This window comes from Paracoccaceae bacterium (assembly GCA_019454225.1).
Taxonomy (GTDB): domain Bacteria; phylum Pseudomonadota; class Alphaproteobacteria; order Rhodobacterales; family Rhodobacteraceae.
The window spans coordinates 3,343,502-3,364,750 of sequence record CP075370.1; the positions used below are offsets into that span (position 1 = coordinate 3,343,502).

Annotated in this window: 21 protein-coding genes; 14 read left to right on the top strand and 7 right to left on the bottom strand. The window is 68.7% G+C overall.

The window, feature by feature from the left end; genetic code table 11:
- Nucleotides 1-3 precede the first annotated feature (3 nt).
- On the bottom strand, nt 4-1,254 hold the full coding sequence (locus KF887_15945) for a sarcosine oxidase subunit beta family protein (protein ID QYK40873.1): 1,251 nt from the start codon (nt 1,252-1,254) through the stop codon (nt 4-6).
- 176 nt (nt 1,255-1,430) lie between these two features.
- Between KF887_15945 and msrB the strand changes: the two genes are divergently transcribed.
- The gene (gene msrB, locus KF887_15950; GenBank protein QYK40874.1) at nt 1,431-1,919 is read left to right on the top strand and encodes a peptide-methionine (R)-S-oxide reductase MsrB; all 489 of its coding nucleotides are present in this window, start codon (nt 1,431-1,433) and stop codon (nt 1,917-1,919) included.
- 16 nt (nt 1,920-1,935) lie between these two features.
- On the opposite strand, the gene KF887_15955 is transcribed toward msrB, so the two are convergent.
- The gene (locus KF887_15955; protein ID QYK40875.1) at nt 1,936-3,375 is read right to left on the bottom strand and encodes a Glu/Leu/Phe/Val dehydrogenase; all 1,440 of its coding nucleotides are present in this window, start codon (nt 3,373-3,375) and stop codon (nt 1,936-1,938) included.
- Nucleotides 3,376-3,853: 478 nt separating this feature from the next.
- On the opposite strand from KF887_15955, the gene KF887_15960 reads away from it, so the two are divergent.
- Genes KF887_15960 through KF887_15970 form a run of 3 tightly spaced genes read left to right on the top strand, consistent with a single transcriptional unit; the run spans nt 3,854 to nt 6,681 of the window.
- Nucleotides 3,854-5,524, top strand: coding sequence for a hypothetical protein (locus KF887_15960; GenBank protein ID QYK40876.1), 1,671 nt, complete (start codon nt 3,854-3,856; stop codon nt 5,522-5,524).
- A 26-nt stretch (nt 5,525-5,550) separates the two neighbouring features.
- On the top strand, nt 5,551-6,081 hold the full coding sequence (locus KF887_15965; GenBank protein QYK43615.1) for a pilus assembly protein: 531 nt from the start codon (nt 5,551-5,553) through the stop codon (nt 6,079-6,081).
- Nucleotides 6,082-6,096: 15 nt separating this feature from the next.
- A complete protein-coding gene (locus tag KF887_15970) occupies nt 6,097-6,681 on the top strand; it encodes a hypothetical protein (protein ID QYK40877.1) in 585 nt (194 codons plus the stop codon).
- On the opposite strand, the gene KF887_15975 is transcribed toward KF887_15970, so the two are convergent.
- Nucleotides 6,678-7,157, bottom strand: a complete 480-nt coding sequence (locus tag KF887_15975; protein ID QYK43616.1) for a hypothetical protein — start codon at nt 7,155-7,157, stop codon at nt 6,678-6,680. The genes KF887_15970 and KF887_15975 overlap by 4 nt on opposite strands.
- Nucleotides 7,158-7,222: 65 nt before the next feature.
- A complete protein-coding gene (locus tag KF887_15980; protein QYK40878.1) occupies nt 7,223-7,519 on the bottom strand; it encodes a hypothetical protein in 297 nt (98 codons plus the stop codon).
- A gap of 192 nt (nt 7,520-7,711) precedes the next feature.
- Between KF887_15980 and KF887_15985 the strand changes: the two genes are divergently transcribed.
- A complete protein-coding gene (locus KF887_15985) occupies nt 7,712-8,623 on the top strand; it encodes a pirin family protein (protein ID QYK40879.1) in 912 nt (303 codons plus the stop codon).
- Between the two features lie 175 nt (nt 8,624-8,798).
- On the opposite strand, the gene KF887_15990 is transcribed toward KF887_15985, so the two are convergent.
- Entirely contained in the window at nt 8,799-9,413 is a 615-nt protein-coding gene (locus KF887_15990) for a TetR family transcriptional regulator (GenBank protein ID QYK40880.1), read from the bottom strand.
- An 82-nt stretch (nt 9,414-9,495) separates the two neighbouring features.
- Between KF887_15990 and KF887_15995 the strand changes: the two genes are divergently transcribed.
- The gene (locus KF887_15995; GenBank protein QYK40881.1) at nt 9,496-9,732 is read left to right on the top strand and encodes a hypothetical protein; all 237 of its coding nucleotides are present in this window, start codon (nt 9,496-9,498) and stop codon (nt 9,730-9,732) included.
- A 73-nt stretch (nt 9,733-9,805) separates the two neighbouring features.
- Nucleotides 9,806-11,092: a homoserine dehydrogenase gene (locus KF887_16000; protein QYK40882.1), complete on the top strand. Its 1,287-nt coding sequence runs from the start codon at nt 9,806-9,808 to the stop codon at nt 11,090-11,092.
- Here KF887_16000 and KF887_16005 read toward each other — a convergent pair whose 3' ends face one another.
- Together KF887_16005 and KF887_16010 are read right to left on the bottom strand one after the other, a co-directional pair.
- Complete coding sequence (locus KF887_16005; protein ID QYK40883.1) at nt 11,093-12,175, bottom strand: GSCFA domain-containing protein; 1,083 nt, start codon at nt 12,173-12,175, stop codon at nt 11,093-11,095. It abuts the gene before it with no gap.
- On the bottom strand, nt 12,168-12,878 hold the full coding sequence (locus KF887_16010) for a hypothetical protein (GenBank protein ID QYK40884.1): 711 nt from the start codon (nt 12,876-12,878) through the stop codon (nt 12,168-12,170). The genes KF887_16005 and KF887_16010 overlap by 8 nt, the downstream gene beginning before the upstream one ends.
- A gap of 125 nt (nt 12,879-13,003) precedes the next feature.
- On the opposite strand from KF887_16010, the gene glpX reads away from it, so the two are divergent.
- The 7 genes from glpX to KF887_16045 all read left to right on the top strand — a co-directional run bounded on the left by glpX (nt 13,004) and on the right by KF887_16045 (nt 21,248).
- Nucleotides 13,004-13,969: a class II fructose-bisphosphatase gene (gene glpX / locus KF887_16015; GenBank protein ID QYK40885.1), complete on the top strand. Its 966-nt coding sequence runs from the start codon at nt 13,004-13,006 to the stop codon at nt 13,967-13,969.
- The gene (locus tag KF887_16020; GenBank protein ID QYK40886.1) at nt 13,969-14,946 is read left to right on the top strand and encodes a phosphoribosylaminoimidazolesuccinocarboxamide synthase; all 978 of its coding nucleotides are present in this window, start codon (nt 13,969-13,971) and stop codon (nt 14,944-14,946) included. The genes glpX and KF887_16020 overlap by 1 nt, the downstream gene beginning before the upstream one ends.
- A gap of 51 nt (nt 14,947-14,997) precedes the next feature.
- Nucleotides 14,998-15,927, top strand: coding sequence for a carbohydrate kinase (locus tag KF887_16025; protein ID QYK40887.1), 930 nt, complete (start codon nt 14,998-15,000; stop codon nt 15,925-15,927).
- A gap of 16 nt (nt 15,928-15,943) precedes the next feature.
- Nucleotides 15,944-16,387 carry a D-tyrosyl-tRNA(Tyr) deacylase gene (dtd, locus tag KF887_16030; protein QYK40888.1) on the top strand — a complete coding sequence of 148 codons (444 nt, stop codon included), beginning with the start codon at nt 15,944-15,946 and terminating at the stop codon, nt 16,385-16,387.
- Nucleotides 16,388-16,472: 85 nt separating this feature from the next.
- Complete coding sequence (locus tag KF887_16035; GenBank protein QYK40889.1) at nt 16,473-18,263, top strand: ATP-binding cassette domain-containing protein; 1,791 nt, start codon at nt 16,473-16,475, stop codon at nt 18,261-18,263.
- Nucleotides 18,264-18,421: 158 nt separating this feature from the next.
- Nucleotides 18,422-20,314: an acyl-CoA synthetase gene (locus KF887_16040; protein ID QYK40890.1), complete on the top strand. Its 1,893-nt coding sequence runs from the start codon at nt 18,422-18,424 to the stop codon at nt 20,312-20,314.
- A gap of 250 nt (nt 20,315-20,564) precedes the next feature.
- Nucleotides 20,565-21,248, top strand: a complete 684-nt coding sequence (locus tag KF887_16045) for a haloacid dehalogenase type II (protein QYK40891.1) — start codon at nt 20,565-20,567, stop codon at nt 21,246-21,248.
- Nucleotide 21,249: the final 1 nt, after the last annotated feature.

Consider the following 21,249-nt stretch of genomic DNA (forward strand, 5'->3'; position numbering starts at 1 on the left):
CCCCTAGTGCAGGTTGTGCTGGCTGCCGGTGCCTTCTTCGTCGATCACGTGGCCGGTGGCGAAACGGTCCAGCCGGAACCGTCGGGCAACCTCATGCGGCTCGCCCGTGGCCATCAGGTGCGCCATGCACCAGCCCGAGGCGGGCACCGCCTTGAACCCCCCGTAGTTCCAGCCGCAGTCCAGATACAGACCCTCGACATGGGTCTTGTCGATGATCGGGCTGCCGTCCGGCGACATGTCCATGATCCCGCCCCAGGACCGCAGCACCTTGGCCCGCCCGATCATCGGCATCAGCGTCATGCCCGCCTCCATCACATGCTCGACCATCGGCAGGTTCCCGCGCGCCGCGTAGGAGGCATAGAAATCAAGGTCGCCGCCGAACACCAGCCCGCCCTTGTCGGACTGGCTGATATAGAAATGCCCCATCCCGAAGCTGACCACATGGTCGATCACGGGTTTCAGCCCCTCGGTGACAAAGGCCTGCAGGATGTGGCTCTCGATCGGCAGGCGCATTCCGGCCATCGCCGCCACCTGCCCCGACCGGCCAGCCACCACGATCCCCACCTTGCGCGCCCGGATCGCCCCGCGCGTCGTCTGCACGCCGGTAACGCGGCCATCCTCGATGTCGATCCCGGTGACCTCGCAGTTCTGGATCAGGTCGACCCCGCGCCGGTCGGCACCACGGGCATAGCCCCAGGCCACCGCGTCATGCCGCGCCGTGCCGCCGCGCGGGTGCAGCAGGCCGCCGTAGATCGGAAAGCGGGTCTGCTCGAAGTCCAGATAGGGCAGGCGCTCGCGCACGCCCTCGCGGTCCAGCAGGATCGCATCGTCGCCCTGGTTGATCATGGCATTGCCGCGCCGGGCAAAGGCGTCGCGCTGGCCGTCCGAATGGAACAGGTTGATCAGCCCGCGCTGGCTGTGCATCACGTTGTAGTTCAGGTCGGACTCCAGCCCCTCCCACAGCTTCAGGGAATGGCTGTAGAATTCGCTGTTGCCCGGCAGGAAGTAGTTGGCGCGCACGATGGTGGTGTTGCGCCCGATGTTGCCCTGCCCCAGCAGGCCCTTCTCCAGCACGGCCACATTGGTCAGGCCGTGGTTCTTGGCCAGGTAGTAGGCGGTGGAAAGCCCGTGGCCGCCACCCCCGATGATGATCGCGTCATAGGCGGGCTTCGGCGCCGGATCGCGCCAGGCCGGGCGCCAGCCACGGTTGCCCGTCAGCCCTTCCCAGATCACCCGCGCGCCCGAATACCGCATCATGCCCTCCGCCCGTGCCGCCGGTCATGAAACCCCCGCACGGCGGCATATTCAATGCCCCGCAGCGCTTTCCTGCGCCATCACCGACAGAATGCGTCGCCCGTGAACATGATCCGGCGAAGAAACCTTTCCGCCCCCCCACCCGTATGTATCACATCAGGACAGGAGCACATGCCATGCATCGCCGCACCCTCTTCGGCACCGCCCTCGCCGCCATCGCCGCCGCCGCACTGCCCCGCCGCATCGTCGCCGCGCCCTTCGAGATCACGATGACCGACGCGCAGTGGCGCGCGCGGCTTTCGCCCGCCCGCTACGCCGTGCTGCGCGAACACGCCACCGAGCGTGCCTTCTCGAACAGCCTGATGGGCGAATCCTCGCCCCTGCTGCACGAATCCCGCCCCGGCACCTACGATTGCGCGGGCTGCGGCCTGCCGGTCTATGACGCCGCCACGAAATACGACAGCGGCACCGGCTGGCCCTCGTTCCGGGCCGCGATCCCCGGGGCCGTGGGCACCCGCGAGGACCGCAGCCTGTTCGCCCTGCGGACCGAGGTGCATTGCCGCCGCTGCGGCGGGCATCTGGGCCATGTCTTCGACGATGGCCCGCCCCCCACCGGCAAGCGGCACTGCATCAACGGCCTCGCGCTGGGGTTCACCCCGGCGTGATGCGGCGGAGGCCGCCCTAAAGGCCCTTCGACTGGTAGGTCGAGGCCACGCGGCTGATCGACACGACATAGGCCGCCACCCGCAGGTCCTCGACGTCCGGGCGGCCGTGCCACACCTCGCGCATCGCCTGATAGGCGGTGCGCATCGTGTCATCCAGCCCCGACCGCACCAGCGCCAGCTCGTCCGACCCGGTCAGGAACTTGTGCTTGAAGTCGGGCGACAGCGTCCATCCCAGCCCCTTGTCTGCCGACAGCCGCTCCAGCTCCTCCACGATCAGCCGCGACCGCGCCTCCTCGGCCCGCCGCTGCATCCGGCCGAACCGGATGTGCGACAGGTTCTTGACCCATTCGAAATAGGACACGGTCACCCCGCCGGCGTTGGCGTACATGTCGGGGATGATCACGCAGCCCTTCTGCCGCAGGATCTCGTCGGCGCCGAAGGTCACCGGGCCGTTGGCCGCCTCGACGATCAGCGGCGCCTTGATCGCCGCCGCGTTGCCGCGATGGATCACCCCCTCCATCGCCGCCGGGATCAGGATGTCGCAGTCCTGTTCCAGGATCACCGCGCCGTTCGGCACGAAATCCGCCTCGGGATAGCCCTTGACGGTGCCGTGGCGGGCGATCCAGGCCTTCAGGTCCTCGATCCTGACACCGCGCGGGTCCACCACCGCGCCGTCGCGCTCGATCACCGCGGTGATCAGGCAGCCGTCCTCCTCGCTCAGGAACTTGGCCGCGTGATAGCCCACGTTGCCCAGGCCCTGCACGATCACCCGCTTGCCCTCCAGCCCGCCGGACAGGCCGGTCTTGGCCACGTCCTCGGGAAAGCGGAAGAACTCGCGCAGCGCGTATTGCACGCCCCGCCCCGTCGCCTCGACCCGGCCCTGGATGCCGCCCGCATGCGGCGGCTTGCCGGTCACGCAGGCGCGGCCGTTGATGTCGGTGGTGTTCATCCGCATGTACTGGTCGGCGATCCAGGCCATCTCGCGCTCGCCGGTGCCCATGTCGGGGGCGGGCACGTTCTGCGCCGGGTGGATCAGGTCGCGCTTGATCAGCTCGTAGGCAAAGCGCCGGGTGATCGCCTCCAGCTCGTGCGCGTCCCACTGGCGGGGGTCGATGCACAGCCCGCCCTTCGACCCGCCGAAGGGCGTTTCCACCAGAGCGCACTTGTAGGTCATCAGCGCCGCCAGCGCCTCGACCTCGTCCTGGTTGACCGACAGCGCATAGCGGATGCCGCCCTTGACCGGCTCCATGTGTTCCGAATGCACCGAGCGATAGCCCGTGAAGGTCTCGATCTTGCCGCGCAGCCGCACGCCGAAGCGCACGGTATAGGTGGAGTTGCAGACGCGGATCTTCTCCTCCAGGCCCGGCGGCAGGTCCATCAGGCGCACCGCCCGGTTGAACATCAGATCGACGGACTGGCGGAAACTCGGCTCCCCCACATGGGCGGCTGGCTGCATGGTCGTTCCTCCCTGAACATGGCCCCTGGCCGGGCGGGGCCGGTGGGCGCAGCCTATCGCCCAAGACGCCGCTTGCCACCCGGTATTCGATGCCCGTGCCGGGGAATCTGGCACCCTCCGGCGGCCCCGGGGTGATTCGCGGCGGCGGCCATCCCGGCCCCTCGCCGCGCCACCGTTAACCATTCTGTCCGATATATGGCGGCGCCCGCCCGGCCCGGCGGGCGCATCCGTCGCGGCGGCATCGACAATGGACCGGCGCCAGCGGGGATCGTTTCTGCCCCTGTCGATTTCGCCCCGCGGCCCCGCGGACCTGCCACATTTCTGCCCCAACCCCCGGGGCATCTGAGCGTTGGACCCGCCTGTCCCGACTCCTGCGTTCACCATCCGGCCCCCGCCCGGTGGACGCAGGGGCGGGGCCGGACCGTACCGACGTGACCCCAGCACGGGCCCTGCCAGGCCCGAGAGGAAGGATTGTGACATGACCCGCCGCGCCGCGCCGTATTTGCCGCGCCCCACCTCCGCCTCCTGCCCGGGCGGACGACTGGCGCGTTTCCGCAGGGACGAGGACGGATCGCTGTTCATCTTCGGGATGATCCTGTTCGTCCTGATGATCATGGTCGGCGGCATCGCCGTCGACGTGATGCGCTATGAACAGCGCCGCGTCGCGCTGCAGCAGACGCTGGACCGCTCGGTCCTCGCCGCTGCCTCGCTCACCCAGGATCTCGATCCCGAGGTCGTGGTGAACGACTACATGGACAAGGCGGACCTGCAGCAATACCTCACCGACGTCACCGTCACCGAGGGGCTGAACTTCCGCAACGTCGATGCCGACGCGGCGGCCGGACTGCGCAACTTCTTCATGCAGATGGTCGGCGTGCCCAACTTCTCGGTGCCCGCGACCAGCCAGGCCGAACAGCGCATCAACAATGTCGAGATCGCGATGGTCCTCGACATCTCGGGGTCGATGAACACCAACAACAAGGCCCAGAACCTGAAGGACGCGGCGAAGGAATTCGTCTCCACCGTGCTGGGCAACGACCTCGACAACCGCATCGCGATCACCCTGGTGCCCTACAACGGGCAGGTGAACATCGGGCCGGTGCTGCGGCAGAAGTTCAACGTGACCAACCACAGCGGCACCCAGCATGTCGACTGCGTGGACATGCCCTCCAGCGTCTATTCCTCGATGACGCTGTCCCGCACCCTGGCGATGCCCGCCACGGCCCATGCCGACACCTACAGCTCGACCTCGCAATCGACCTCGTGGGTGGCGATCCAGGGCCATACGATCAACGCCGACGGCCTGCATTCGAACAACTGGTGCCCGCCGCTCGGCACCAACATCGTTCGCGTCATGAACAGCGACGCCACCACGCTGAACGGCTGGATCGACGATCTCCAGGTGATCGGCGCCACCTCGATCAACGCGGGTCTCCGCTGGGGTCTCGCCCTGCTCGACCCGGCGCAGCGCCCGCTGATCAACGAACTGGTCACCGAAGGCCATGTCGACGGCGACTTCGCCGGGCGGCCGTTCGACTGGAACGACGACGAGGCCATGAAGGTCATCATCCTGATGACCGACGGCGAGCACTTCGCGGAAGACCGCGTGAACACGGCCTACAAGTCGGGCAACGCGCCGATCTGGTATTCCTCGTCCGCCAACGCCTTCGCAATCCAGCACACGTCGGGCCGGCCGTCGTCGGCAGGGTCCAACCAGTACTGGTTCCCCAGCCGCAACAGCGGCGCGGGCGAATGGCGGTCGTCGATGCTGTCGGGCTACACCCAGCAGACCTGGCCGCAGGTCTGGGCACGCGCCCGGGTGCAGTGGGTGGCATGGCAGCTCTACGCCCGCGCGCTCGGCACCTCGTCCTCGACGCGCACCAACACCTACAACACCTGGATGTCGAACTTCCGCAGCCAGACCCCGATCTCGTCCATGGACACCCAGCTTGCCACGATCTGCAACCTGGCCAAGAACCAGCGCGTCATCATCTACGGCATCGCCTTCGAGGCACCGTCGAACGGCCGCGCCGCCATCGAAAGCTGCGCCTCCTCGCCCGCCCACTACTTCGACGCGCAGGGGCTCGACATCCGCACGGCGTTCCGCGCCATCGCGGCCAACATCAGCCAGCTGAGGCTCACGCAATGACCTGCCGCCCCTCCATCCTCGGCCGCCTGCGCCGGATGCTCGCCCGCTTCAAGCGGCGCGAGGACGGGGGGGCCATGGTCGAACTGGTCATCGTCATGCCGGTGATGATGCTGGTGTTCATGGCTGCCTTCGAAAGCGGCATGTACATGACCCGGCAGATCATGCTGGAACGCGGCGTCGACCTGACCATCCGCGACCTGCGGCTGGGCGCGCTCGACGTCAGCGCCGCCAACGGCCACGACGTGCTCAAGACCGCGATCTGCGACCGCACCCCGTTCCTGCGCGACTGCGACAGCACGATCCGCATCGAACTGCGCCCGGTCAGCACGACCACCTGGAACCTGCCCACCGACTCCACCACCTGCTTCGACCGCGACGAGGAACTGAACCCCTCGCTGCGCCCGAACCCGGGCGTCGAGAACCAGCTGATGCTCGTCCGCGTCTGCGTGATCCAGGATGCGATCTTCCCCGGCGCCAACATCGGCTCCGGCATCGTGCGCGACACCCAGGGCGGCTATGCGCTGGTCACCGTCGCGTCCTTCGTGAACGAACCGTAAGGGACCCCGAACATCATGGCCCGCCCCCGCCCCCGCCTGCGTCTTGCCCGCGCCCTCCGCCGCTTCCGCCGCGGACAGGGCGGCTACATGCTGGTGGAAGCGGTCCTGATCATCCCGTTCCTCGTCTGGGGCTATGTCGCGCTCTATTCCTACTGGGATGCGTATCGCACGATGACCGACCTGCAGAAGGTCACCTATGCGATGTCCGACCTCATCAGCCGCGAACAGCGCACGATCAACGCCGCCTATGTCACCGGCCTGCGGAACACCATGAGCACGATGCTCGGCAGCGACCAGACGCCCCGGGTCCGCGTGACCTCGATCATGTGGAGCGAGATCCAGGACCGCTTCGTGGTCGAATGGTCGAACTCGCCCTCGGGCATGGCGCAGCTGACGACCGCCGGCGTCAACGCCGCATCCATGCGCAGCAGCATCCCCGACATGGGCGACGGCAAGACCGCGATCATCTTCGAGGCGCTGCTCGATTTCGAACCCGCGCTGTCGCTCGGCTTCGCCGACCTGCCGGGCCTCCAGCCGATGACCTTCGAGGAATTCGTGGTCACCCCGCCCCGCTACGCGCCGCGGATCGTGTTCCGCTAGCGCGGGTCGCCGCCGTCCCTCCGGGCGATCAGCGCGGCGATCGTCTCGGCCATGAACCGCGCCTCCTGGCCCGAGGTCACGCCACCGACCCCCAGCCGCCGCCCCAGCCGCCACCACAGGCCGGGCGCCCAGACCCGTGGCGCGGGACCGTCCAGCGTGATCAGGAATCCGTTCGACGGCTTGAAGGCCAGCGCCCCCCGGCTGACCCCGCGAATCCGCGCCACGGCCGCCAGAACCCGGCCGCCGCCCTCCTCGCGCAGTTCCGCCTCGGTCAGTTCCAGCCCGATCGCCGTCGCCTGCCACAGGCGCACCGCCGCCCAAAGCACGAAAGCACCGAACCCCAGCAGGAACAGCCGCCAGCCCAGCGCCTCGGGCGGCCGCGCCATGGCGATCCATACTAGCATCGCGCCCAGCGCCACCAGCACCGCAACCCCGAAGGCCCGCCGCGGCCCCGAGGGGTAAAGCCGGGCGATCACGCGCGGCGTGTCATCGTCGGTCTCGGCCACCTGTCACGCTCTCCTGCGGCGACGTTCCGGCGGGGTTACTTCTTCGCCATCCCCGACAGGATACCGGCAAGCCCGGTCAGCACCGCGCCGCCCACCCCGCCCGAGATCACCTGGCTCACGATGCTCATGATGTCCAGACCCGAGGCCGAGGCCGCCCCCAGAAGCCCGCTCACCGTGCCGCCCAGCGCCGCGTTGCCGCCGATGCCGCCCAGCGCGCCCACGATCAGCCGCAGCGACGACGACAGCGGGCTCGACTTCAGCGTCGCCCCCGCCAGGCCGCCACCCGCGGCACCCGACAGCGCCTGTATGATCAGGGGAATGATGCTTTCCATGGCCGATGCTCCTGGCTGATTGATCACGCCACCGTGACACCCCCGACTGAACGTCCCCCGCACGCGAAAGTCAAACCGCATCGCAGCGAATCGTCGCGCACTGTGCTGCCCTGCACACCTCGGCTGCGACGGCACAAGATTGCCGGGCCACGGACCCGCCTCTATCTTTCCGCCAGCACAGGAGGCACCGCCATGTCGATCCGTCCCGTTCTCGACCAGTCCGCCGCGCGCCCGACGATGGAGGGCGCGGGCGTCCACCTGCACCGCGCCTTCGGCTTCGGTGCGCCGGAACTCTCCGACCCCTTCCTGCTGTTCGACGATTTCCGCAACGACAACCCGCGCGACTACCTGCGCGGCTTTCCCTGGCACCCGCACCGCGGGATCGAGACCATCACCTATGTCCTTGCGGGCACCGTCGAACACGGCGACAGCCTGGGCAACCGCGGCTCGCTTGCGGGCGGCGACGTGCAATGGATGACCGCCGGTTCCGGCATCCTGCACCAGGAAATGCCCAAGGGAAACGCACGCGGCCAGATGCACGGCTTCCAGCTCTGGGCCAACCTGCCCTCCAGCCTCAAGATGACCGCGCCGCGCTACCAGGACGTCAAGGGCGCCGACATCCCCGAAATCGTCGATGATGACGGCACCCGCGTGAAGGTCATCGTGGGCTCGTTCTGGGGCAGGACGGGGCCGGTCGACGGCATCGCCGCCGATCCGCAGTATCTCGACATCTTCGTGCCCGCCGGGCGCCGCCGCACCTTCAGGCTCGACCGCTGGCGCCGCGCCTTCGCCTATGTGTTCGAGGGGGCGGGCAACTTCCGCGACGCCGCCGCACCCGAGGGCGTGCTTCTGGAAAAGGAGGTCGCCGGCCACGAGGTCAACATCCGCGACCTGTCGGGCGACCGCACGCTGGTGCGCTTCGGCACCGGCGACGAGGTCACGGTGACGGCCGGACCGCAGGGCATCCGCTTCCTGCTGATCTCGGGCCAGCCGCTGCAGGAACCGGTGGCCTGGCACGGACCCATCGTGATGAACACCAAGGCCGAGATCGAACAGGCGATGCGCGACCTGCGCAACGGCACCTTCATCAGGCCCGCCCACTGATCCGGCCCGCCCCGGCGCGCCCGGCAGGCCGCCGCCTCCGCACCGGCGGCGGCGGATGCCGCCGATTCGCGTTGCAGGTTAACAGCGCGGCGCGTGACGCGCTGTCGGGACGGATGCCATACGCCGAACCGACACCCGCGGGACGCGGAACAGCCGCGTTCCGGCCCCGGAAATCTCAGCTTGATGCAGCGTCCCCAACGGCTTGCACACCCGCCGCGCGAAGCGCCATCGCCGCATAGATGGCCACCACCTCGCCCCGCGTCCGCCGCCCGCCCTCGCGGTACCACTGCGTCACCCCGGTCAGCATCGAGATCAGCGCCATCGCCGCCAGCTTGGTATCCGGCACCGCAAGGACACCCGCCGCCCGCCCGTCGCGCAGGATCGCCTCCAGCCGGTCCTCATAGGCCCGCCGCGCCGCCTCGATCGGTGCAAAGTTCTCGGGCGTCAGGCTGCGCAACTCCATGTAGGCCACGAACACCGCCTCGGGCCGGTCCAGGTGAAACCCCACATGGAACCGCGCGAACTGCTCCAGCCGCGCCACCGGGTCGGCCAGCGGCGGCAGTGCCGCCAGCGCGTCGGCCAGATCGGCCATGTGGCCCTGCATCAGATCGGCAAGAAGTGCTTGCTTGTCAGAGGTATAAAGATACAGCGCCCCGGCCTGCACACCGACCTCGGCGGCAATCTGGCGCATCGTGACGGCGGCATACCCGTGCCGCGCGATCAGCCGCAGCGCCGCCGCACGGACACGCGGGCCGGTGATGTCGGAATGCGATCCGGTCTTTCGGGCCATCCGGCCAGCGTATCTGAACGCACGTTCAATTCAACCCCGGCGCCGCTTGCCCGCAACCTGCCGCCCGGCCTACAGTGCCGCCATGCGTGCCGCCCTCGCCCTGCCCCTCGTCCTTGCCGCCTGTGCCGCCTTCCCCGAGGTCGAGCGCGCGGAAGGCGCCTATTCCGATGCGCCCGCCCCGCAACTTCTGCCGACGGATCAGGTGCTTGCGATGGAATCCGGCGCCATCGCCACCGACGACCGCCGCGCCGCCCTGATCGCCCGCGCCGACGCCCTGCGCGCCCGCGCCGCGACCATCCGCCGCCGCCCCGCCCCCTGATCACCGGCCTTCGTTGCACCGGCCCCGGCAAACCGCTATGCCCGTGCCGCGCGTCCAGCCCGAGAGGTTTCCCATGCCCGCCCCCCTGCGTCTCGGCCTCGCCGGTCTCGGCACGGTGGGCATCGGCGTCGTCCGCATCGTGCAGGCCCATGCCGCGCTGATCGCCGCCCGGGCCGGGCGCCCGATCGAGATCGTGGCGGTAAGCGCCCGCGACCGCACGAAAAACCGCGATGCCGACCTCTCTGGCTACGCATGGGAGGATGACCCCGTCGCGCTGGCCCGCCGCCCCGACATCGACGTCTTCGTCGAGGTGATGGGCGGCCACGAGGGCCCGGCGAAGACCGCGACCGAGGCCGCCATCGCCGCCGGGCGCGACGTGGTGACGGCGAACAAGGCGCTGCTGGCCCATCACGGCCATGCCCTTGCGCTGGCGGCCGAATCCGCCGGGCGCGAGATCCGGTTCGAAGCCGCGGTGGCCGGCGGCATCCCGGTGATCAAGGCCCTGACCGAGGGGCTCGCGGGCAACGCCATGCGCCGCGTCATGGGCGTGATGAACGGCACCTGCAACTACATCCTGACCCGCATGCAGTCCGCCGGACTGCCCTATGACACGGTGTTCGAGGAGGCCCGCCAGCTCGGCTACCTCGAGGCCGACCCCAACCTCGACGTGGGCGGCATCGACGCCGGCCACAAGCTGTCGCTGCTGGCCGCCATTGCCTTCGGCACGCAGGTCAGCTTTGACGCGGTGGAACTGGAAGGCATCGGCGCGATCTCGATCGACGACATCCGCCGCGCCGCCGACATGGGCTATCGCATCAAGCTGCTGGGCGTGGCGCAGCTGACCGGGCGGGGCCTGGAACAGCGCATGACACCCTGCCTCGTCCCCGCCGACAGCCCGCTGGGGCAGTTGCAGGGCGGCACCAACATGGTGGTGCTGGAAGGCGACAGCGTCGGCCAGATCGTGCTGCGCGGGCCGGGTGCGGGGTCAGGCCCCACCGCAAGTGCGGTGATGTCGGACGTGATCGACCTCGCCCGCGGGCTGCGCCTGCCCACCTTCGGACAACCCGCTGAAACGCTTGCCAAACCCGTGGCTGCCGTTGTCGCCACCCCTGCCGCCTGGTATCTGCGCATGACGCTGGTCGACAAGCCCGGCGCACTTGCCAAGATCGCCACCGCGCTGGGCGAGGCGGGAATCTCGATCGACCGGATGCGGCAGTATGGCCACGAGGGCCCGAACGCCCCCGTACTTATCGTCACCCACAAGGCCACGCGCGACGACGTCGCCCATGCCATGGGCCTGTTTGCCGCCACAGGGGTGCTTGTCGGCGCCCCGGTCGCCCTGCGAATCGAAGAGGTCTGATCAGGTGTTCGAGATCGCCTCTTCGTCACACAAGACGTCGATCGGCCGTTCCATTTCGGCGCGGTGATCTTCCGCGACCGTGGATGCGGGGGTTGGCGTCGGGACTGCCGTCTGCGGGCCATCCTCCGAGAAATGCCGGAAGAAAGTCCGCATGACATGCGCCACGCCTTCGGCCAGAACCGACCGGCAATCCGGCCCGAAATACCGGCCCCGCGCCTGTGGGCTCGTGATGATCTCGTAGGACGGGAAATAGGCGCACATCGGCAAGGCGCCCGCCGCGGCATCGGCAACGACACGCAGCACCGCCTTGGAAAAGGTCGTCGCCACGGCCACATGCCGGTTCTCGTAGGTGGCATTCAGCGGCACCGGCGAAACCGTGAGCAGCAGGCGAACGTCCGGATTGCGCGCGCGCACGAAATTCAGTGCCGCCATCAGGTCCGCCAGCGAGTCCGCAACGCCGAAGTTCCTGAACCGGACGCAGGCCGGATCGTAAACCCCGCCCGCCACCCCGGGGGCAAGGGGATAGATCGCCCCGTCCCGGACATCCTCCCAGCACTCGGTGAGCCCGAGCGTGAAAACCATGACATCGCATTCCTCAACTGCGCGCCGGATCGCCGCAAAGTGCTGAACCCTGTCGGCCGCCAGTTCTTCTGCCGACACGAAGCCGTCGGGCTGGATCTGCGGGCGAAACGGATCGACAACGCGGGTCTGGCTGCCCGGCCTGGGCCAGAAGGCTTCGACCGGCTGAAACTCGCCATAGGCGCGCAGCAACAGCTGGTGAAACTGCCGCGTCGTATACACATTTCCGTAGCGGGCAGAAAACGCGCCGTAGTTGAATGCGGTCGCGATGCTCTCGGGGAACATCGGATGCGCCTTCTCGGTCACGAAGTGGTTGAATCCAGACTTGACAAGCCCGTGCGCCAGATGCTGCGCAAAGCAGCTTCCGGCGGTGACAACCTTGTCGCTCCGTGAAATCCTGAAAGGAACTTCCGAAACCGGATCGAATGCAGGGTAATCGGCAATGCCCGGGTCGTTCTTCCAGAACTGCCGGTCGGGCAATCCCGCATAAGGGTTCTTACGCATTGGCGGATTCTCCGAGAGCCTTGCTGCTCAATTCCTCGATCTGATCCAGGACCAACGAGCCATATGCGGCGTTGCCATGGGTCGGATCGTTGTTCCAGTATCTCGAGGCAAGCATTCCATTCTCGTCATGCGCGACCGATGGCGACGGCAGGAATTCGGCGCCAAGCTCCTTTGCATGATTGCGAAAGAGATCGCTCTGCAACTGGTACGCTGCAATCCTGAGCGCGGTCGGTGACAGCCCCAGGTCAATCTTGTCGGCGAATATTCCGGGGTGCCGACGGATATGCGCCTCATCTCCGGCAGGCGGGGGCGGATCCAGCACGATGCGCAGTCTTGCCGGAAACATCTCGCAGATCACCTTGGCCAGGCGCAACGTCCTCTGATGGCGCAGCTCCATATGCGACCGCATCATGTCGCGCGGAATGAAATGCCCGTTGGCGATTGACGGAACCATGAAGAACGGCTCCGGATCGTTGAGCAGGGCGATGACATTGTGAAAATTGCCCTCAAGCGCCAGGCACAGCACATCGGGAAGGCCGAACTTCTCGGCCATTGCCTTTCGTGCTTCGGGATCGCGGACGATGTCCGCCTTCTCGTGCCGCAGATTCACGATCGTGAAGCCTTTTCGCTGTGTCGCTGACGTTGCGCGCAGCAGCGAGCCGACATGGCTCATTCCAATCACAAGGTATTTGGGCGACATCATCAACACCACCTCGTTTTTCTGCGGCGCAGCATCGCACGGTTCGGGCAACCGGACAAGCAGCTTGTCGGCTCCTCGCCTCTGACTATAAGGGAAATCCGACCGGAGCAATTGCCGAAGGAATCGCCATGTCTGACGCCCAGACCTTCCAGGATCGCCTGCTTTCCCTTGGCCTTGCCCGCGTCTCCGAGGCGGCGGCGCTGGCCTCGGCCAGCCTGATCGGGCGGGGCGACGAAAAGGCCGCCGACCAGGCCGCCGTCAACGCGATGCGCGACCAGCTCAACCTTCTGGACATCGACGGCACCGTGGTGATCGGCGAGGGCGAGCGTGACGAGGCGCCGATGCTCTACATCGGCGAGAAGGTCGGCACCGGCAACGGCCCGGCGGTGGACATCGCGCTCGACCCGCTGGAAGGCACCACGCTGACCGCCAAGGACATGCCGAATGCCCTGACCGTGATCGCCATGGCGCCCAAGGGCACGCTGCTGCACGCCCCCGACGTCTACATGGACAAGCTGGCCATCGGCCCCGGGTATCGCCCCGGCACCGTGACCATGGCGATGTCACCCTCGGAACGGGTTTCGGCGCTGGCCGCCGCCAAGGGCGTGTCGACCGAGAACATCATGGTCTGCATTCTCGAACGCCCTCGGCACGAGGATCTGATCCGCGAGGTCCGCTCGACCGGCGCCTCGATCCGGCTGATCACCGATGGCGACGTGGCCGGCGCCATGCATTGCGCGGAACCCGAAGTCACCGGCATCGACATCTACATGGGTTCGGGCGGGGCACCCGAGGGCGTGCTGGCCGCCGCCGCGCTGAAATGCATGGGCGGGCAGTTCTTCGGCAAGCTGCTGTTCCGCAACGATGACGAACGCGGGCGCGCGCGGAAGGCCGGGATCACCAATTTCGACCGCGTCTATACGCGCGACGATCTGGTGCGCGGCGACGTGATCTTTGCCGCGACCGGGGTGACCTCGGGCTCGCTTCTGCCCGGGATCAAGCGCGAGCCCGGCTGGGTCACGACCGAGACGATCCTGATGCGGTCGCGCACCGGGTCGGTGCGCCGGATGACCTATCGCAGCCCGCTGCGCTGATGATCGACCTCGCGCGCACCCTGCCGCAGGCGCATCTGCCCCTGCCCTCGCCCTATTACGGCAAGGTGCGCGACTGCTATGACCTGCCCGCCACCCCCCGCCGCCCCGCCGCGCGGCTGCTGGTGGCGACCGACCGGCTTTCGGCCTTTGACCGGATCCTCGCGGTGATCCCGCACAAGGGCCAGGTGCTGACGCAATGCGCCCGCTTCTGGTTCGACGCGACGGCCGACATCTGCCCCAGTCACGTGCTGGCCTGGCCCGATCCGAATGTGACGCTGGGCCGCCGGCTGACCATCCTGCCGGTCGAGATCGTGGTGCGCGGCTATCTGGCGGGCACCACCTCGACCTCGATCCTGACGATGTATCAGGCGGGGCAGCGCCGCATGTATGGCCACACGCTGCCCGAGGGACTGCGCCCGAACCAGGCCCTGCCCGCCGCGATCCTGACCCCCACGTCCAAGGAATTCGACGGGGGCCACGACCTGCCCCTGACGGCCGACGACATCCTCGCGCGCGGGCTGCTGACCCCTGGCCAGTGGGATCAGGTCTCGGCCCATGCCATGGCGCTGTTCGCCCGCGGGCAGGCGATGGCCGCGGCGCGCGGCCTGATCCTTGTGGACACGAAATACGAATTCGGCCTGACGCCCGACGGCGACATCCTTCTGGCCGACGAGATCCACACCCCCGACAGCAGCCGCTACTGGCTGGCCGAGGGCTATGAGGCGGCGCTGGCCGCGGGCACCCGCCCCCCCAGTTTCGACAAGGACGTGATCCGCGCCTGGGTCGCATCCCGCTGCGACCCCTACCGCGACCCGATCCCCGCGATCCCCGACGAGATGATCCGCAAGACGGCCGAAACCTATGTCGCGGCGGTCGAGGCGATCACCGGCCAGCCCTTCGTGCCCGACACGGCAGGTGCCACGGTGCTTGACCGCGTGGCCGCCAACCTCGCACCCTTCATCGCGGGCGAAGCGTGACAGAACCGCGGTGTTCGCGCTAACAGTCGCCGAAACGGGGGAGGAACGGCCATGATTCTCTGCTGCGGCGAGGCGCTGATCGACATGCTGCCCCGCACCACCACGGCGGGCGAGGCCGCCTTTGCCCCCTATGCGGGTGGCGCCGTGTTCAACACCGCCATCGCGCTGGGCCGCCTCGGCGTGCCGGCCGGGTTCTTCTCGGGCCTCTCCACCGACCTGATGGGCGAGATCCTGGTCGAGACGCTGGCCGCGAGCCAGGTCGATACGGCGCTGGCCGCCCGCTCGGCCCGGCCCACCACCCTGGCCTTCGTCAAGCTGGTGAACGGCCAGGCCACCTATGCCTTCTATGACGAGAATACCGCCGGGCGCCTGCTGGCCGTGGCCGACCTGCCCGCCCTGCCCGACGACGTGACAACGCTGTTCTTCGGCGGCATCAGCCTGGTGAACGATCCGGCGGCGGGCACCTATGCCGCCTTCCAGGCCCGCGCCGCGGCGGCCGGGCGCGTCACGATGATCGACCCCAACATCCGCCCCGGCTTCATCACCGATCCCGCCGCCTATCGCGCCCGGATCGCCACGATGATCGCCACCGCCGACATCGTGAAGCTGAGCGACGAGGATCTGCACTGGCTGGAAGGCCCGGGCGACATCGCGGCACTGGCGCGGGGCATCCTGGGGCGCGGGCCAAGCGTGGTGTTCGTGACCGAAGGCGCGGCAGGCGCACGCGCCATCACCGCCACGCAGAACCGCTTCGTCGCGGCGACCAGGGTCACCGTGGCCGATACGGTGGGTGCGGGCGACACGTTCAACGCCGGCGCGCTGGCCGCCCTGCACCGCGCGGGCGCGCTGACCCGCGCGGCGCTGGCGGCGCTGCCCGATGCCACGCTCGATGCCGCCCTGTCGCTCGGCACCCGCGCCGCCGCCGTCACGGTCAGCCGCCCCGGCGCCAACCCGCCCTGGGCGCGGGAGCTTGGCGAATGATCCACGGCCCCCGGGCATGAGGGCGGTTGTCCAGCGGGTCGCCCGCGCCTCGGTCACGGTCGAGGGGCGCGTCACCGGCAGCATCGGCCCCGGCCTTCTGATCCTGCTCTGCGCGATGCAGGGCGATACCGAGGCGCAGGCGCTGCGTCTGGCCGACAAGATCGCAAAGCTGCGCATCTTCCGCGACGACGCGGGCAAGATGAACCGCAGCCTGCGCGATACCGGCGGCGCGGCCCTTGTGGTCAGCCAGTTCACCCTGGCCGCCGACCTGCGCGGCAACCGCCCCGGCTTTTCCACCGCCGCAGCCCCCGATACCGGCCGCGCGCTGTGGCTGCGCTTCATCGCGGCGCTGGCCGACCAGGGCATTCCCACGGCGCAGGGCGAATTCGGCGCCGACATGGCGGTTGACCTGCTGAACGACGGACCGGTCACGATCTGGATGGATACCGATACGCTCTGACGCGGCGCCGGGGTGCGGCCTTGGGGCGCTTGCGCTGCGCGCACCCGCACCCTAGACCCTTGCCACCCGAAGGGAGGGGTGAGGGATGGCTGACACTGCCGCGCATGCGGACGACCGTGCAAAGTCGCGCCGAATCGGCGCACTGCGCGGTCTCGTGCCGTTCATGGCACCCTATCGCGGCGGCTTCGCACTGGCCTTCGCCGCGCTTGTCCTCACCGCCTGCGTCTCGCTGGCCCTGCCGCTCGCGGTCCGCCGCGTCGTCGACGGCTTCGCCGAGGACAACGCCGCTCTGCTCGATCAGTATTTCGCCGCCGCCCTCGGCATCGCCGCGCTGCTCGCACTGGGCACCGGGCTGCGCTACTACCTCGTCACCCGGCTTGGCGAGCGTGTGGTGGCCGATATCCGCCGCGCGCTGTTCGACCGTGTCCTGGGCATGTCGCCCGCCTTCTTCGAACGCATCCTGACCGGCGAGGTGCTCAGCCGCATCACCACCGACACCACGCTGATCCTGTCGGTCATCGGCTCGTCGGTCTCGGTCGCGCTGCGGAACCTGCTGCTGCTGTTCGGCGGCCTCGTCGCGCTGATGCTGACCTCGCCCAAGCTGACCGGCCTTGTCCTGCTGATCGTCCCGGCGGTCATCGTGCCCATCGTCACGCTGGGCCGCCGCCTGCGCGTGCTCAGCCGCGAGAACCAGGACTGGATCGCGCAATCCTCCGGCAACGCCTCCGAGGCGCTGCTGTCGGTCCAGACCGTGCAGGCCTTCACCCACGAAGGCGAAAGCCGCGCCGAATTCGGCCGGATGACGGAACGCAGCTTCGACACCGCGCTGGCACGGGTCAAGACGCGCGCCGCGATGACCGTGATCGTCATCTTCCTGGTGTTCTGCGGCATCGTGGGCGTCCTGTGGGTCGGCGCGCGCGACGTGCGCGCGGGCAGCATGACCCCGGGCGAGCTGATCCAGTTCCTGATCTATGCCGTCATGGTTGCGGGCTCGGTCGGCGCCCTGTCGGAAATCTGGGGCGAGTTGCAGCGCGCGGCCGGGGCCACCGAACGGCTCGTCGAACTGCTGACCACCGACGACCCGGTGCAGGATCCGCGCGCGCCCGCCGCGCTGCCCCGCCCGGTGTCCGGCGCGATCGGCTTTCACGGCGTGCGCTTCCGCTATCCCGCCCGACCCGAGGTCTCGGCCCTCGACGGCATCGACCTTTCGGTGCGCCCGGGCGAGACGCTGGCACTGGTCGGCCCCTCGGGGGCGGGCAAGACGACGGTGCTGCAACTCCTGCTGCGCTTCTACGATCCGCAGGGCGGGCGCATCACCATCGACGGCACCGACATCGCCACGCTCGCCCGCCACGATTTCCGCCGCGCCATCGCGCTTGTCCCGCAGGACCCGGTGATCTTCGCCGCCTCCGCCCGCGACAACATCCGCTTCGGCCGCCCCGGCGCGACCGATGCCGAAATCGAGGATGCCGCCCGCGCCGCCGCCGCGCATGATTTTCTCGCCGCGCTGCCGCAGGGCTATGACACCTTCGTCGGCGAACGCGGCGTGATGCTGTCGGGCGGCCAGAAACAGCGCATCGCCATCGCCCGCGCCATCCTGCGCGACGCCCCCATCCTGCTGCTGGACGAGGCGACCTCGGCACTTGATGCCGAATCCGAACGCGCGGTCCAGGCGGCGGTGGAACGGCTGTCGGCCGGGCGCACCACGCTGGTTGTCGCGCACCGGCTGGCCACGGTGAAAAAGGCCGACCGCATCGTGGTGTTCGACCAGGGCCGCATCGTCGCGCAGGGCACGCATGACCAGCTTGTCGCCCAGGGCGGGCTCTACGCCCGCCTCGCCCGGCTGCAGTTCACCGACGGCATGGCCGCCGAATAGCGCACGGCCCGGCCGCCGGTCGCCCCGGCTGGCCGCGATCCCCGCCTGACGTTGCGTTTCCGCCCCCGGTTTCGGTTGCGACACGGCCGGTTTCCCCGCATCTTTCGGGCTCAGGGAACCCCCGATCAACAGGGGGTCAGGAAGGGGAGGAGATACCGATGGGCGCTTTCGCATCCGTCGCCGATCGTGACCGCATCGAGTCCGAGGCGACATGGGCCGACCGCAAGGTCGCCCGCACCATGTACGAATTCCTGAGCGAGGCGAAGGCGCGGCACGGATCGAAGTCCGCGATCACCTTCCAGCTTCTCTCCGACCCCAGGTCGAAGGGCGAGACCCTGACCTGGACGCAGTATCACGCCCGCGTCACCCAGGCCGCCAACCTGTTCCGCAGCCTCGGCATCGGCCCCGGCGACGTGGTGGCCTACATCCTGCCGAACGCGATGGAAACCGCGGTCACGCTGGTCGGCGGCGCCGTCGCGGGCATCGTCAACCCGATCAACCCGCTTCTGGAACCCGACCAGATCAGCGCCATCCTGCGCGAGACCAAGGCCAAGGTCGTGGTCACGCTCAAGGCCTTCCCCAAGACCGACCTGCCGCAGAAGGTGGCCGAGGCGGTCAAGCACGCCCCCGGCGTCAAGACCGTGCTCGAGGTCGACCTGAACCGCTACCTGACCCCGCCGAAATCCTGGATCGTGCCGCTGGTGCGCCCCAAGAACCCCGTGGGCCATACCGCCAACGTCAAGGATTTCGCGGCCGAATGCGCCCGCCAGCCTTCCGACAGGCTGACCTTCGCCGACGATCCCGCCGATCGCGTGGCCGCCTATTTCCACACCGGCGGCACCACCGGCATGCCCAAGGTCGCCCAGCACAAGGTGTCGGGCATGGTCTACAACGGCTGGCTCGGCGCGAACCTGATGTTCAACGCCTCCGACGTGGTGATGACGCCCTTGCCGCTGTTCCACGTCTTCGCCGCCTATCCGATCCTGATGTCGATGATCGCCTCGGGCGCGCATGTCGTCTTTCCGACGCCGCAAGGCTATCGGGGCGAGGGCGTGTTCGACAACCTGTGGAAACTCATCGAACGCTACCGCTGCACCTATCTGATCACCGTGCCGACGGCCCTGTCGGCCCTGATGCAGCGCCCGATCAATGCCGACATCTCGTCGGTTCGCGGCGCCTTCTCGGGTTCCGCGCCCCTGCCGCTCGAACTCTACAAGCGGTTCGAGGCCGCGACCGGCGTCCAGATCATCGAGGGCTACGGCCTGACCGAATGCACCTGCCTTGTCTCGTGCAACCCGCCCGAGGGCGCCAAGAAGATCGGGTCGGTCGGCATCCCGCTGCCCTACACCCATGTCCGCATCCTGCACGCCAACGGCGACGGTTCGGTGCAGCGCGAATGCGCGGTGGACGAGGTGGGCGAGATCTGCGTCGCCAACCCGGGCGTGTTCGAGGGCTCGACCTATACCGAGGTCGACAAGAACAAGGGCCTGTTCGCCGAAGGCCGCTACCTGCGCACCGGCGACCTCGGGCGGCTGGATGCCGACGGCTATCTCTACATCACCGGCCGCGCCAAGGATCTGATCATCCGCGGCGGTCACAACATCGACCCCGCCCTCATCGAAGAGGCGCTGATGGGCCATGAATCGGTGGCCTTCGTCGGCGCCATCGGCCAGCCCGATGCCCATGCGGGCGAACTGCCCTGCGCCTATGTCGAACTGGTCAAGGGCAAGGGCGCCACGGTCGACGAACTGATGGCCTATGCCGAAAAGCACATCCACGAACGCGCGGCCCTGCCCAAGCACATCGAGGTTCTGGCCGAACTGCCGAAGACCGCCGTCGGCAAGGTGTTCAAACCCGACCTGCGGCGCATGGCGATCACCCGCACCTATGACGCCGCGCTCAAGGGGGCCGGGATCCCCGCCCATGTCACCGGCGTGGTCGAGGACAAGAAGCGCGGACTGGTGGCGCAACTCGCCAAGGACGCCCCGGTCGACGACGCCCGGGTGAACGAGGTGCTGGGCGCCTTCACCCGTCCCTGGGACTGGGCCTGATCGGAGCCGGGCGCGGCGCCTGTTGCAGGCTGCCGCCCCCGGCCTTCCGCCGCCACCGCGCGTTGCGTTTACCCGCCCGCCCCCGCACCCCCTGTCGGGACAGAGGCCATACGCGGAACGGACGCGGGCGGGACGTAGACCATACAGGCGAAATCCCGCCATCTCAGTGCATTAACCCCGATTCGCGCCACCCCGGGGGCGTTGCACCTTCCCCCTTCCCCATCCCCCCGCGACCGCCTAACCTGCGGCAATGATCCGCCTCGCCGTCTTCGATGCCTATGGCACGCTGTTCGATGTCGCCGGCGCCGCCCGCCGCGCCGCGGCCGAGCCCGGGGGCGCGGCGCTGGCTGCGGTCTGGCCCCGTCTCGCCGAAGACTGGCGGCGCAAGCAACTCGAATACACCTGGCAGCGCGCCATCACCGGCGACCACGCCGATTTCGCCCGTGTCACCGCCGATGGCCTCGACTGGGCGATGGAGGCGTCCGGCCTGGCCGACCCCGACCTGCGCGCACGGCTGATTGCCCTCTACGACGAGCTGCCGGCCTACCCCGAGGCAGCACAGACATTGAAATCCCTGCGTGACCAAGGGCTTGCCTGTGCGATCCTGTCGAACGGCACGCCCGCCATGCTGGCCGCCGCGGTCCGTTCGGCGGGCCTGGACGCGGCCTTTGACGCCGTCCTATCGGTCGAGGACGCCGGCATCTTCAAGCCCTCGGCCCGCGTCTACGCGCTTGTCGGGAACCGCTTCGGCACGACCCCCGATCAGGTCCTTTTCGTCTCGTCGAACGGCTGGGATGCGGCGGGGGCCGCCGGTTTCGGCTTCGTCACCGCCTGGGTCAACCGCGCGGGCCTGCCGCCCGACCGGCTGCCGCACCGCCCCGCCCATATCCTGCCCGACCTTTCGGGGCTGCCCGACATCCTGCGCAAAGCATAGC